General features: G+C 65.4%; 11 protein-coding genes. 3 read left to right on the top strand and 8 right to left on the bottom strand.

What is annotated here, in order from left to right; all coding sequences use genetic code 11:
• The first annotated feature begins 14 nt into the window (after positions 1 to 14).
• Positions 15 to 947, top strand: coding sequence for an L-lactate dehydrogenase (locus G4L39_RS07260; RefSeq protein ID WP_165107069.1), 933 nt, complete (start codon positions 15 to 17; stop codon positions 945 to 947).
• A 46-nt stretch (positions 948 to 993) separates the two neighbouring features.
• Here G4L39_RS07260 and tgt read toward each other — a convergent pair whose 3' ends face one another.
• Positions 994 to 2,139, bottom strand: a complete 1,146-nt coding sequence (gene tgt / locus G4L39_RS07255; protein WP_165107067.1) for a tRNA guanosine(34) transglycosylase Tgt — start codon at positions 2,137 to 2,139, stop codon at positions 994 to 996.
• A 401-nt stretch (positions 2,140 to 2,540) separates the two neighbouring features.
• Here tgt and G4L39_RS07250 point away from each other — a divergent pair, with 401 nt between their 5' ends.
• Entirely contained in the window at positions 2,541 to 3,764 is a 1,224-nt protein-coding gene (locus tag G4L39_RS07250) for a glycosyltransferase family protein (RefSeq protein ID WP_165107066.1), read from the top strand.
• Between the two features lie 214 nt (positions 3,765 to 3,978).
• Positions 3,979 to 5,427 carry a mechanosensitive ion channel family protein gene (locus G4L39_RS07245; protein WP_165107064.1) on the top strand — a complete coding sequence of 483 codons (1,449 nt, stop codon included), beginning with the start codon at positions 3,979 to 3,981 and terminating at the stop codon, positions 5,425 to 5,427.
• Here G4L39_RS07245 and G4L39_RS07240 read toward each other — a convergent pair.
• The 7 genes from G4L39_RS07240 to G4L39_RS07210 all read right to left on the bottom strand — a co-directional run bounded on the left by G4L39_RS07240 (position 5,390) and on the right by G4L39_RS07210 (position 12,971).
• The gene (locus G4L39_RS07240; protein WP_165107063.1) at positions 5,390 to 5,755 is read right to left on the bottom strand and encodes a sulfite exporter TauE/SafE family protein; all 366 of its coding nucleotides are present in this window, start codon (positions 5,753 to 5,755) and stop codon (positions 5,390 to 5,392) included. The two genes, G4L39_RS07245 and G4L39_RS07240, sit on opposite strands and share 38 nt — an antisense overlap.
• Before the next feature lie 200 nt (positions 5,756 to 5,955).
• Complete coding sequence (gene pyrE, locus G4L39_RS07235; RefSeq protein WP_165107061.1) at positions 5,956 to 6,522, bottom strand: orotate phosphoribosyltransferase; 567 nt, start codon at positions 6,520 to 6,522, stop codon at positions 5,956 to 5,958.
• An 844-nt stretch (positions 6,523 to 7,366) separates the two neighbouring features.
• Positions 7,367 to 8,113 carry a type II secretion system protein gene (locus tag G4L39_RS07230; RefSeq protein WP_165107060.1) on the bottom strand — a complete coding sequence of 249 codons (747 nt, stop codon included), beginning with the start codon at positions 8,111 to 8,113 and terminating at the stop codon, positions 7,367 to 7,369.
• Between the two features lie 206 nt (positions 8,114 to 8,319).
• Complete coding sequence (locus G4L39_RS07225; RefSeq protein WP_343203317.1) at positions 8,320 to 9,513, bottom strand: PA0069 family radical SAM protein; 1,194 nt, start codon at positions 9,511 to 9,513, stop codon at positions 8,320 to 8,322.
• A complete protein-coding gene (locus G4L39_RS07220; protein ID WP_343203316.1) occupies positions 9,510 to 10,850 on the bottom strand; it encodes an ABC transporter permease in 1,341 nt (446 codons plus the stop codon). Before G4L39_RS07220 ends, G4L39_RS07225 begins: the two co-directional genes overlap by 4 nt.
• A 130-nt stretch (positions 10,851 to 10,980) precedes the next feature.
• Positions 10,981 to 11,706, bottom strand: a complete 726-nt coding sequence (locus tag G4L39_RS07215; RefSeq protein WP_165107058.1) for an ABC transporter ATP-binding protein — start codon at positions 11,704 to 11,706, stop codon at positions 10,981 to 10,983.
• Positions 11,707 to 11,717: 11 nt separating this feature from the next.
• Positions 11,718 to 12,971, bottom strand: coding sequence for an efflux RND transporter periplasmic adaptor subunit (locus tag G4L39_RS07210; RefSeq protein ID WP_205880850.1), 1,254 nt, complete (start codon positions 12,969 to 12,971; stop codon positions 11,718 to 11,720).
• Positions 12,972 to 13,091 lie beyond the last annotated feature (120 nt).

The following is a 13,091-nucleotide window of genomic DNA, read 5'->3' as shown; positions in this document are numbered from 1 at the left end:
CAGGTGCATCCGGCATGAAGGTTGGCATCATCGGCACCGGTTTTGTTGGGAGCAGTGCCGCCTACGCGATTGTGTTGCGGGGCGTCGCCAGCGAGCTGGTGCTGGTGGACGCGCGGCCCGAGCTGGCCCGGGCCCAGGCTGAGGACATTCTGCATGCTGTGCCGTTCGGTTCGCCGGTGCGAGTGATGGCCGGGGATTATGCGGATCTGGCCGGTGCGCGCGTGGTGGTGCTTGCCTGTGGGGTGAACCAGCAACCGGGCGAGACCCGGCTGCAGCTGCTGGAACGGAATGCTGCGGTGTTTCAGGACGTGATGGGTCGGCTGCGACCGCATGCACCCGGGGCGATTCTGGTGGTGGCGTCGAATCCGGTGGATTTAATGACGCAGATTGTGTTGCGCCTGTCGGGGCTGCCGCCGGATCGGGTGGTGGGTTCGGGGACGATCCTTGACACGGCCCGGTTTCGCACGTTGCTGGGTGAACATCTCGGGATTGCGCCCCAGTCCGTTCACGCCTACGTGTTGGGCGAACATGGCGATTCGGAGGTGTTGGTGTGGTCAAGTGCCCGGGCCGGGGGTGTTCCTTTGGAGACGTTTGCCCGGCAGACGGGCCGGGCATTGACGCCGGAGGTGAAAGCCCGGGTGGATGACGGTGTGCGGCGGGCGGCCTATCGAATCATTGAGGGCAAGCGGGCCTCGTATTATGGGATTGGGGCGGGCCTGGCGCGGATTGTGAAGGCGATCCGGGACGATGAACGGGTGGTGCTGACGCTGAGCGGGTTTGACGGGAATTTGAGCGGGTTTGCTCCGGTGTGTTTTTCCCTGCCGCGGGTGCTGGGCGCGGACGGCATTCGCACGACGCTGGTGCCGCCGCTGGATCGGTCGGAAAAGTCCGCGTTGCGGCGCAGCGCGGAGATTCTGTACGAGGCGGCGCGGTCGCTGTCGCTTTGAACGGTGGTTCGGGGCGCGGGCCGTTGGGAATGTCGGGCAGGGGGGCTCAACGTTCCAGACCGGCGGCGGCGCGGGCGGATAGGACGCGCCGGCTGGGGACGTAACCGGCCACGAACTCGCGGCGGAACTCTTCGAAGCAGCCGGCGCGGATGGCGGCGCGGATGTCGGCCATGAGTTTGAGGTAGAGGTGGGTGTTGTGGACGCTGACCATGCGCAGGCCGAGGATTTCATTTACGTTGAGGAGGTGGCGGAGATAGGCGCGGGTGAAGTGCCGGCAGGCGAAACAGTCGCAACCCTCCTCGATGGGGCGGAAATCGGCCTTGTAGGCGCCGCCCTTGAGCGGGAAAGCGCCGCGACGGGTGAAGGCGGTGCCGTTGCGGGCGACGCGGGTGGGCAGTACGCAATCGAACATGTCCACGCCCCGGGCCACCAGTTCGACGATCTGGGCGGGGGTGCCCAGTCCCATGGCGTAGCGGGGTTTTTCGACCGGCAGGTGGGGGACGGTCATGTCCACGGCGCGGAACATTTCCGGTTCGGGTTCGCCCACGCTGACGCCGCCGATGGCGTAGCCGTCGAAGTCCATGGCCACCAGCTCGCGGGCGCAGTACTGGCGGAGCTCGGCGTTGGTGCCGCCCTGGACGATGCCGAAGACCTGCTGACCTTCGGCCCGGGGCTGTTCGCGGCATTCGCGGGCCCAACGCAGGGTACGTTCGACGGCGAGGCGTTGTTCGCGGGGCGGGGCGTCGTAGGGGGGACATTCGTCGAAGACCATGGCGATGTCGGAACCCAGCACGCGCTGAATGGCCATGGCCTCGCGGGGTCCGAGGAACAGTCGGGCGCCGTCCACGTGGGACCGGAACTCGACGCCGTGGGGATGGATTTTACGGATTTGAGCAAGGCTGAAGACCTGGTACCCGCCGCTGTCGGTGAGGATCGGTTTGTGCCAGTTCATGAAGCGGTGAAGGCCGCCGGCGGCCTGCAGGATTTCCAGACCCGGGCGAATGTAGAGGTGGTAGGTGTTGCCCAGGATGATCTGGGTGCCCATTTCTTCCAGCTCGCGCGGGTCGAGTGCCTTGACGGTGGCCTGGGTGCCGACGGGCATGAACACGGGCGTCTCCACCACGCCGTGTGGGGTGGTGAGGCGTCCCAGGCGGGCGGCCGTCTGCGTGTCGGTCTGTAACAGCTCGAACATGCGGGCGGGGTTTTACCCGAGGAAACGGCCGGTCGCCAAGTGTGGTTTGGGAGGGTTGTGCTGCCGGACCGGGCTGCCGCACTGCCGTTGGCGGGGCAAACTTTGCGCCGTCGGGAGATTGATTCTTGACCCGGACGACGACCGTATGAGAGGAATCAATTGGCCGGCCAAGGGCTCGCGGCTCCGGGCGGTTCGAGTCGGAGGAGAGGTGGCCGGATTCCGGGACCTTTGGGCTGCGGCGATTTGCGGGGCGGGCGGCGGGCCGGGCAGGGGCCGGGTCGGTCGGTTTGGAAAAGGGACCACAGCGGTGGAAGGCCGGCTTCCGATGGGGGCAGGCTGGTTGGCGGGTCTGACACCGCGGCAAGGGAAACATCAACCAGAACGAACAGGGGAATCTGCGCATGGCCGACTTCTTTCAGACGGGTGCCATTGCGACGCTGCACCGGCTGGGGACGCCGGATGTCCGCCGGCTGGAGCGTGAGCTTTTGGATTTTGTGCAGGAGACACCGATCGGGTTGGTGCTGCCGTGTCACGTGCGCGAGCTGGGCACGCGGGCGCTGCGGCTGATCGTGCGGGAGCTGCGGGAGGTCCCGTATGTGCGGCAGATTGTGGTGGGCCTGGACGGGGCCACCCGGAGTCGGGACTTCCAGCGCGCGCGGCGGGTGTTTGGGGTGCTGCCGCAAAAGCCGGTGATTGTGTGGAACGACGGGCCGCGGCTTTCGGCGTTGTATCGCAAGCTGGAGGAAAACGATTTGTATCCGGGACCGAGCGGCAAGGGACGGAACGTGTGGATGTGCTTTGGTTACGTGCTGGCCAGCGAAAGGGTTCGCATGGTGGCCATGCACGACTGTGACATCCTCACGTACAACCGCGAGCTATTGGCGCGGTTGTGTTATCCGGTGGCTCATCCCAGCCTGGGATTTGACTTCTGCAAGGGCTATTACGCGCGGGTGACCGACCGGCTCAACGGGCGGGTGATGCGCCTGTTGATGACGCCGCTGGTGCGTGCCCTCAAGAGCATTCTAGGCGTGCATCCGTTTCTCGTGTATCTGGACACGTTCCGTTATCCCCTGGCGGGCGAGGTGTCGCTGGACGTGGACCTGGTACGGCGGCTGCGCATTCCGCACGATTGGGCCCTGGAGATCGGAATGCTGGCCGAGGTCTACCGGAACTGCTCGCCGCGGGCCATCTGTCAGTCCGAACTCTGCGAGAATTACGACCACAAACACCGGGAATTGTCGCCGCGGGATCCGGAGAAGGGACTGAACCGGATGGCGGTGGACATTGTGAAGAGCCTCCTGTATCGGATGGCGGCGGAAGGGATCAAACTGGATGCCGGTCTGTTTGACACATTGCTGGCTTCGTACAGCCGTCAGGCGGAGGACACGCTCCGGTTTTATGCCGCTGATGCGGCGATCAATGGCCTGTATTATGCCCGGCACGAGGAGGAGAGCGCCGTGGCGACCTTTGTGCGCAGCATTCGTGCCGCCTGCCGGGCCTACCAGGACGATCCACTCTCGTCGCCGCTGATTCCCAACTGGAACCGTGTGGAGAGCGCGCTGCCGGAGTTTTTGGATGAACTCCGCCGCGCCGTCCACGCGGACAACCAACTGGAGGAGGCTTGACCGGGGCCCGGAACCGTTCCCGGTCATTGCAGGAGGGCGGAGGGGGACCGGGCAGAAGGCCCCGCCGGGCCTGCCCGGACGGCGGGCCGGATCTTCAAGGGCTCACCATTGCGTGCATCCGGCTGTGCACGGGTGGCTTGCGTTTCCTCCGCGGGGACTGGTTGGCCCCTGGCCGGATCCGGCATGTGACGGTGGGCGGAGCGGTCACGGAAGCATGAAAACCGGTTCCATCCTGCATGTGAGGGCGCAGAAGGGTCTGACCGGTGAGACCCGGGTCAGTCAGGCTTGCTGGGGATTGGGCAGGCCGGTACCTTCCGGCGCCATGCGTTTGGAGAAAGGGTGGTTGACGAGTCTTCGCTGTGTGCTTGCGGTGTGGGCCGCTGGCGCCCTTGTGGCATGGGCCGGCGCGGCGGAACCGGGGGTTGCCGGTGCCGGGTCCGCTTCAGGGTCGGCGGGGTCCCGGGAGGTTACCGGGGTTGCGTCCACAACGGCGGGGACCAACGCCTGGGTGACCCTCGGCCTGGACAAGGTGGAGTGGCTTCAGGTCGAGTTCCTCGGGATGCAGCTTTGGCAGTATTTGGCCTCGCTGGTCTATCTGTTCCTGGCGATCTACGGGTCGCGGTTCCTGGATTACGTTCTGACGACGCGCTTGCGCCGCTGGGCCGAGCGCACGTCCACGCGGTTCGACGACCTGTTGATCGAGATGTTGCACGGGCCGATCCGGATGGTGACGCTGGTGATCTTCCTGCACATCGGGCTGGCCGTGTTGAACTGGCCGGAAGAGGTCCGGCGCTGGATTTCCGCCGGTTTGGTCTGCCTGGTGGCGGTTTCCCTTACGTATCTGGTGATCAAGGTGGTGGATCTGGGGCTGGGGGTCTGGCAGCTCCGGATGGAGGGCACGGAAGACAAGATCTTGCGGGAGACATTGCTTCCGGCCCTCCGCAAGACGATCCGGGTGATCATCATCGTGGGCGCGGCTTTGCTGACGGCGGACAACCTGGGGATTGAGATCAAGACCATCCTGGCCGGTTTGTCCGTGGGCGGCCTGGCGCTCGGTCTGGCGGGTCAGGAAACCGTGGCGAATCTGATCGGCGCGATTGTGATTTTCCTGGACAAACCCTTTAAGATCGGGGACCGCATCGTGCTCGATGGGGTGGACGGTGTGGTGGAATCCATCGGTTTGCGCAGCACGCGGATACGGAACCTGGACGGGCATTTGGTGACCGTTCCGAACAAGACGCTGACCAACGCCACGATCACCAACATTACCATGCGCCCCAACATCCGGACGCTGATCAACATCGGGATCACATTCGACACCCCGGCCCACCGGGTACAGCGGGCGGTTGACATTCTCAACGAGATTTATCGCAGCCATCCGATGACCCAGGATGTCTGGATCAGCTTCAACAAGTTCAACGACGCGTCGTTGAACATTTTTGTGGTGCACTGGTGGAAGGGGACCGATTTCAAGGCCTACCTGGCCGGGATGCAGGAACTGAACCTTCAAATCAAGGCGCGGTTCGACGCGGAAGGGATCGAGTTTGCCTTCCCGACGCAGACGCTCTACGTAAAGCAGGGATCGGACTGGCGGCTCCATGGCGGTTCCGACCCTCTGCCGCCGGTCAGCGCCCCAACAGGAGTTTCAGGCTCACCAGCATGAGAAACCCGCCGAAGAGCCGTTTCAGGTCGTCGGCCGGGATCCGCGTGGTCAGCCAGGCGCCGAGATAACCTCCCACGAGGGCCATGGGAAACAGGGCCAGGGCGGTGCGCCACTCCACATTACCCTGCGTCCAATGTTTGCCGGCGCCGACCAGGGCCGTCGGGATGATGACCAGCAGGGAGGTGCCCACCGCCTGTTTGATGTCGCGAATGGGCGGGCTTAGTAGCAGCGTCATGGCCGGTACCATGACGATCCCGCCGCCCACACCGAACAGACCGCTCGCCAGCCCGCTCACCAGTCCGATCCCTGCAGCCAGGAGATAATGCATAGGGCCTTGTAGTGGCCGGATTGCGGCGGTCGGGCAATGATTTTTTGCGGCGGTGGATTGGCGGAAGAGAGGGGCGGTTTGGCAATGGCATGCGGCCGCGCCCGGGCGCGGGGGAAGGTGGGGCTGCGGCGATCGGCCCGGCGATACGCCCCGGGGATCGCAACGGACCTGGCCGGTCCGGCCGGAGGGACTCCGGCGGTTTATCGGCTGCCGGGTTTGACAGCCGGTAGGGCGGCCAGGTCCGGGGGAAGTTGGTCCGGCGGAAAAGCCTCCACCTGGAGACGGAGCAGACTGTAGAAGGGGACGCCGAAATCCACCGTGCCGTTGGATCGGTCCACCAACACCGCCACGGCCAGGACCACGCCGCCGGCGTTGCGGACGATGTCCATGGTTTCGCGGACCCGCCCGCCCTGTGTGACGACGTCCTCGACCACGGCCAGGCGTTCGCCGGGCGCGATGCGGAAGCCCCGGCGCAGGGTCAGACGGCCCTCCTCCTTTTCAGCGAAGATAAAGCGGCAGCGGAGCTGCCGGGCCACCTCCTGGCCGATGACCAATCCGCCCATCGCGGGGGCGATGATGGTGGCGGGTGCCAGGGGCCGTAATGGTTCGGCCAGGGCGGCACCGAGTCGTTCGACCACCGGCATTTGTTGGAGGGCCAGGGCGCACTGGAAATATTGCCTGCTGTGCAGGCCGCTGCGCAGGATGAAGTGTCCTTCCAACAGGGCGCCGGTTTCCCTGAAAATTCGCATCAATTCCTCGGACGTCATGGCCCGGCAGTGTTCGGGTGTTTCACGAGAGGAATCAAGTCGGATGATGCGGTTGCGGTCTGGTGCCCGGAGGAGCCGGGCGGCGGGCGCTTGTGGAGCGGGCTGCGCGATGCACCGGGTGCCCGACCTTTGCAGGTTGGCGAGGGTGAGGAACCGGGGCCGCAGGTGGTCCGGGCGGATTCGAAGCCCGTGGGCGTGGCTGGGACAAATCCATTGGGATAAGCGGATCCGAGGCCGATTGGAGTCGGCGGTCGTGGCAAAGGGAGGGCTTCGGAGGTGGGAACGTCATTGGATCGCGCGAGAAGGCCCTGGAAGGTGCAGAGGGGTTGGCTTCACGGACGGTTTGACCGGGCGGGTTGGGTGCCGCTTGGCCAGCGCAAGAAGTCTCTGGAGCTTGTGGAGGACAATCCCGGCTGCCTTTGGGATGGGACGTGGGCGGGACTCGTGTGCCGGAGCTGGGGGACGAGCATGTTTGATCGGGGGTGGGTGCCATGGCTTGGGCGAGGTTGGAACGACGGGTGGACATTAGTTCGGCCGTTTTCGTGAGGATCGCGGACGGTGTCTTTCCGGGTGGCACGATTGGCAAAGCGGTTTCGGCACCGGGTGTTGTTGGTTGAGCTGGTGTATTGTCCCTTGGTGGCGAAAAGGCAACCGCGGGTCGGGCTGCCGCCAGGGACCGATTGTGCGGCCGTGTTCAGGGGCGGCCTTTTGCAGAGGTGCTTTTTCCTCGGCGTACTGCCAGGGGCGGACGGTGGGCGCCGTGGGCCTCCAGCGGTTTGGCGGAAACAAGAAAAGGGCCGTCCGGATGCCGGACGGCCCCCAAGAACCACCGATACGGTGCGGATTATGGGAACAGCAGCACGTTCCCGGGGTTGGAAACGTCACCCGTCTGCCGTGCAGCCTCACGCAGCCTGCTGGTGCTCCACTGCTGCACGCTGCCATCGGCGAGCAGGATGTTGCCCTGCCGCTGGTGCATCTTGTCCGTCCAACCCACGTTGTTCAGCGTGGCGGCATTGGTCGTCAGAGCGACTCTGGCGCCGGGAGAGGGGGGCTGGGGAGGCTGAGGCGAGTTGCCGTAACCGTTATTGGACGTGGGTTGCGTTTGCGGGCCGTAAATGTTGCGGTCCCCGGACAGGAACATGGACGGCATGGTTTCGTCAGCGTCCTGACCAATGAAGAAAGACACGGCCATGTTGTCCCGGAAGTCCGCCATCGGAGCGGGCGGCACCAGGAAGTTCGTGCGGGCATTGCGCTCATCCGACGGGCACACGACCACTTTGGGCGTGCTCAACTCGTTGGAGAGCACCGCAAAGTGCGTGTAGATGAGCGTGTTATTGGCAAGGTTGTTGGCCGTACCACCTTCGGTGTTCGGCACGCGCATGGGGAAGCGGTCCCCGTTGTCGCTGGCCCAGATACGGAAGGCGAGGCCGACCTGCTTGAGGTTGTTGACGCAGTTGATCCGTTGAGCCTTGGCCTTGGCCTTGGCCAACGCCGGCAAAAGCATACCAGCCAGGATTGCAATGATCGCAATCACGACCAGCAGCTCGATGAGCGTGAAGGCGGTGAGTTTGAAGCGACGCGTCTGTTTCATGGTTCGTTCGGTTTGTTGTGTTCGTCTGAACTTGGGCAGGAACAATGCCAACTTCCCCCGGCCGTGTAAAGCTTCAATTTCCAACAGGCAACAGTTTTTTGGAGGTCCTGTCCCGGTGCCACTTTCACGCGGGGCGCGTGAAAATCACGCCGGGGGTGAATCTGACGGATCGGACGGATCCGACGGATCCGACGGATCCGGACCCTCTAAAGGAGGGGCAGTTCCAATTGGTTGGGGCGGTCAGGTGCAGCAGGGACGTGGAAGGCCGCCGTGGACAGCGCGGGGAAGGGCTCGGTTAACCCGGCCCGGCGACAGGCCACTTCGAACATCCGGGCCAGCCGGGCGGCGGCGGGTCCGGTGCCGGTCAGGCGGGTACCGAAGCGGGCGTCGGTCAGTTTACCCTCGCGCAGTTCCTGCAATCGGTGGATGACCTTGTCCCGCTGGAGTGGTGCGTTCCGGTTCAACCAGTCAAGGAACAGGTCCTTGACCGCGTGGGGCAGGCGCAGGACGGAATAACAGGCGAACCGTGCGCCGGCGGCGGCCGCGGCCTGAGTGAGTCGGAACATTTCGGGATCGGTCAGACCCGGAATTACCGGGGCCATCAGGACCCCGACGGGGATGCCGGCCCGCGCGAGGGTCTCGATGGCCTTGAGCCGGAATTCGGGCAGGGAGGCGCGGGGTTCCAGCCGCCGGGCCAGGTCCGGATCCAGCGTGCTGATGGACACGCAGACCGCTGCAGCCCGGTGGACGGCCAGGCGGGCGAGCAGGTCCACGTCGCGCGTGACCAGATGGTTCTTGGTGACGACGCAGACCGGGTTGCGAAACTCCGCCAGGACGGCCAGGCATTGCCGGGTGAGTTGCAGGCGGCGTTCCACCGGCTGGTAACAATCGGTTACACCGCTGAGGGCGATGGGGCGGGGTTGCCACGCGGAGGATGCGAGCTCGCGGCGCAGGAGCTCGGGTGCATCGGGCTTGATCACGATCACGGATTCGAAATCCAGCCCGGCCGAGAGCCCGAGGTACTCGTGGGTGGGTCTTGCATAACAGTAGGCGCAGCCGTGTTCGCATCCTCGATACGGGTTGAGGCTGACCTCGAAGCCGAGGTCGGGACTGTCGTTGAAGCTGAGGATTCGGACCGACCGGTCCAGCACGAACCGGGTCTGGGGCGATGGTTGATCTTCCGGTACGAGGTCCGGGTCCGGCTCGTAGTGCCACGGTTCGAACCGGTTGGGCGGGTTCGAGCCGGCGCCCCGGCCGTGCGCGGCCGACCTGGATGGGGCGGGGTCATGTCTCATGCGCTGCGCCATGGAATGTAATGCGGCGTCGTTGCCGCGCCAGGGGGCGTGGGTGGTGGCTGCGAGGACGTCGTCCCGCCGAATCCGGTCGGTGGCGCTGCTCACTCATGCCGAAGGGCCTCCACAGGATCCATTTGGGCGGCCCGAAGGGCCGGGTAGAGCCCGAACACGACCCCCACCAGGGCGGAAATGCTGAAGGCCAGCAGGGGCGACCACCAGGTGATGATGGTTTCCATGCCGGCCAACCGGCTCACGGCAAACGGGATGGCGGCTCCCAGGAGCACGCCCAACAGTCCGCCGGACGCACTCAACAGCACGGTTTCCACCAGGAACTGCAGGACAATGTCCCGGCGACGCGCGCCCAGGGCGCGCCGGATGCCGATTTCGCGGGTCCGTTCCGTGACACTGGCGAGCATGATGTTCATGATGCCGATGCCGCCCACCAACAGCGAAATGGCCGCAATGGAACCCAGGACGATGTTGAAGACCTGCTTGGTGCGCTCGGCGCGGCGCAGCAGTTCCAGGGGCACCACGATTTCGTAATCGTTCCTGGCGTGGCCGTATTCGAGCAGGTGGCGGATCGCCTCCGCGACCGACCGGACCTCCTCCAGGCGGTGGACCTGGACGATGACCTCGTGGAGGGCCACCCGTTCGGCTTCGATGGTGCCGGAACGGCGCCGGATCAGGGTTTCTCCGTATCGCATCCGCGCCGTCTCGAGCGGGATGTAAATCGCGGGCGTTTCGGTTCGGCCGGGGCCGGCCGTTTCGCCCGGGGCCGGCGGTTGGGTTCCGGTCCGGACTTCCGTGCGCGGGGCCATGACCCCGATGACACGGTAAACGTGGCTGCCGACCCGGAGTTGACGCCCCAGGGGAGATTCCAAGGGAAACAGCAGCGGCACCAGTTCGGCGCCGATGACGCAAACGCTGGCCCGGGCCTCCATGTCCAGGTCGGTAAAGAACCGGCCGGCGGCCACCCGATGGTTTCGCATTTCGGGGTACCATGGGACGGTGCCGACCACCTCGCAATCCACCCTTCGGGAGCGGTTCCATGCGTATTCCCGGATGACGCGGGCCGGGACCACGATGGTTACGCCGGGGATGGTCGCGCGGATCCGCCGGAGGTCCGTGTAGTTGAGTCCATACTCGAGGACGAAACTCTGGTTGGCTTGTTCGGTGACCTTGCGGTCTTCCGGAGGTTTGACGCTTCGCAGGATGATGTTCTGGCTGCCGAGGTTTTTGATCTGCTGCTGGGCTTCGTAACTGGCGCCCTCGCCAATGGCCAGCATGGCGATGACGGAGCAGACGCCGAACACGATGCCCAGGACGGTCAGGAGGGACCGCAACCGGTGCAGCCAGAGGCTGCGCAGGCCGAGACGCAGGATCCGGCGCAGCCGCTGCCAGGCGGCTTGAGCGCGGGGGATGGATGGGGGTTGCGGGTTCACGATCGGCCTGCAGGGGCGATGCGGGTTGGCTGGGAAGGATCCGGGTGCACCACGGTCCGGGGTTGGCTTGGCCGGCCGGGTCGGGCGACGTGTTCAGAATGCGGGTGGGTTTGGGAGGGCGGGGTTGGATTCATGTTGCCGGGGTGATGGATGGGGTGTGCGGGGCCGGGCGACGTTGTTCGTCCGATTCCACCTGGCCGTCGCGCATTCGAAGGATGCGGCCGGCGCGCTCGGCCACGGTGGGATCGTGGGTGACCAGGATCAAGGTTTTACCCTGGGCATGCAGTTGATCGAACAGGTCCAGCACCTCCCGGCCGGACACGGAGTCCAGGTTGCCGGTGGGCTCGTCGGCCAGGATGACCAGCGGGTCGTTGACCAGGGCCCGGGCGATGGCGACCCGTTGCTGTTGGCCGCCCGAAAGTTCGAAGGGCCGATGGTTCAGCCGGTGGCCCAGGCCGACCCGCTCGGCCATTTGGCGGGCTTGCTGCCGGCTCAGTTCCTCGGGCCAGCCCTGGTAGAAGAGAGGGATCTCGATGTTCTCCACGACGGTGAGTTGCGGGATGAGGTTGTACGATTGGAAAACAAAGCCGAGCCGGGTGCCGCGGATGACGGACAGGGCGTCGTCATCAAGTTGGGACACGTCCCGGCCGCCAAGCAGATAGCGGCCGGAGGTTGGGCGGTCCAGGCAGCCGAGCACGTTTAAGAGCGTGGATTTGCCGCATCCGGAGGGCCCCATGATGCTGAGGTATTCACCGGGTTGCAGGGTGAAGCTGACACCGCGCAGGGCTTCGACCACCACGGCGCCCATGCGGTAGTGTTTGTGGACCTTTTCGAGCTGGACGATGGGTTCTGCCATGACCGGGCGGCTCAATCGTGCGGGGCGGCCTGGCGGGCGGTTTGAGCGCCGGAAGCCGGGGCCTCGGATTCTTCCGTGGGGGTGACGTCGGGCGGCGGCAACGGACGGGCAGGCGGGCGGAGCAGGACAAGGTCGCCCTCCCGGAGGCCCGACCGGATTTCGATGAATTCGTCATTGAACTGGCCGAGTTGGACCGGTCGTTCCTCGGCTTTGCGCCCTTTGAGGACGTAGCATACATGGCCTTTGCCGGTGGGGACCACCGCTTGGACGGGGACGCAGAGCACGTCCTCGAGACGGTCCACCAGGATTTCCACTTTGGCGCTCATGCCGGGTTTGAGCCAGTCGTGCACGCCCTCGATGGTGACGGTGGTCTTGTAGACCTTCATTTCCGGGTTGAGCCACCGGTTTTGGGAATCCGGCAGGACGGCCACGCGGGAGACCTCGCCCGTGAGGACCTTGTCCGGAAAGGCGTCCACGGTGATGCGTGCCTTTTGGCCCCTGCGGACCTTCTGGATGTAGGTTTCGTGGATGCGAACGTTTACGGCCATGCGGGTCATGTCCGGGATGGTGATGATGGTTTGGCGTTCGCGCACCGTGGCGCCCTCGCGAATGGCCTCTTCACCGCGGAAGAACTCTTCGCGCCCGCTGCCGTAGACGACCAGGCCCGGGCGTTGGGCGCGGATGATGCATTTGCGGAGCTGACCCTGCAGATCTTCCAGTTGACGGCGCTGGACTTCGTACTGGGCCTGGGCGGATCGCAATCGTGCCTCGGCCTGGGCCAGCCGCGCCAGTGCCTGGCGCCGGGTCTTGTCGAGGTCGCGGATGGCGTCGAGGTATTTGGAGAGGGTTTCCTCGGCGGTTCGGGGGAACTCGTATTTCAGGTAGAGGGCACGGGCGGTTTCGGCGGTTTGCACTTTCAGGCGGCTGTTTTCGTGGGCGATTTCGTCGCGTTGGAGGTCCGTTTTGGTGACGAAGCCCTTCTCGAAGAGGCGGCGGGTGCCTTCGAGGGTGGCGGTGGCCTGTTCAAGTTCTTTTTTGGCGACCTGGAGGTTGTCTTCGAGCTGGCGGAGTCGTTGTTTGGCTTCGCCGTCGCCCAGGGCGTCGAGGCTGGCGTAGCGGGAGAAGTTCACATTGCCCGGGGCGGGTAGTTTGAGGCTGGCTTCGGTGGGGAGGGCGGGTACCTGGGCGGTTCGGGGTTGGGTGGAGGCAGGCGTTTGCGGGGGGCCTGCGTCGTGGCCGGCAGCTGCCAGTGGTTCGGGTGGCATGTCCATGCGGGCAGTCGTGGTCGGAGTGGCGGCCGTCGTGGGATCTGCGGCGGCTTCGGAGGGGGAGGCGGCCGTGGGGCCGGGTGGGGCTGCTGCGGGCCCGGGCGCGGAGGGCGGGGC

Origin of the sequence: Limisphaera ngatamarikiensis (assembly GCF_011044775.1) — a bacterium.
Classification (GTDB): domain Bacteria; phylum Verrucomicrobiota; class Verrucomicrobiia; order Limisphaerales; family Limisphaeraceae; genus Limisphaera; species Limisphaera ngatamarikiensis.
Note: the sequence above shows the minus strand (reverse complement) of the source record. Positions and strands in the feature narration are given on the sequence as shown.

Bases quoted from the DNA above. Each gene is read 5' to 3' on its own strand.
- G4L39_RS07260 (WP_165107069.1), top strand. From the start codon at position 15: ATGAAGGTTGGCATCATCGGCACCGGTTTTGTTGGGAGCAGTGCCGCC.
- tgt (WP_165107067.1), bottom strand. From the start codon at position 2,139: ATGTTCGAGCTGTTACAGACCGACACGCAGACGGCCGCCCGCCTGGGA.
- G4L39_RS07250 (WP_165107066.1), top strand. From the start codon at position 2,541: ATGGCCGACTTCTTTCAGACGGGTGCCATTGCGACGCTGCACCGGCTG.
- G4L39_RS07245 (WP_165107064.1), top strand. From the start codon at position 3,979: ATGAAAACCGGTTCCATCCTGCATGTGAGGGCGCAGAAGGGTCTGACC.
- G4L39_RS07240 (WP_165107063.1), bottom strand. From the start codon at position 5,755: ATGCATTATCTCCTGGCTGCAGGGATCGGACTGGTGAGCGGGCTGGCG.
- pyrE (WP_165107061.1), bottom strand. From the start codon at position 6,522: ATGACGTCCGAGGAATTGATGCGAATTTTCAGGGAAACCGGCGCCCTG.
- G4L39_RS07230 (WP_165107060.1), bottom strand. From the start codon at position 8,113: ATGAAACAGACGCGTCGCTTCAAACTCACCGCCTTCACGCTCATCGAG.
- G4L39_RS07215 (WP_165107058.1), bottom strand. From the start codon at position 11,706: ATGGCAGAACCCATCGTCCAGCTCGAAAAGGTCCACAAACACTACCGC.
- G4L39_RS07210 (WP_205880850.1), bottom strand. From the start codon at position 12,971: ATGCCACCCGAACCACTGGCAGCTGCCGGCCACGACGCAGGCCCCCCG.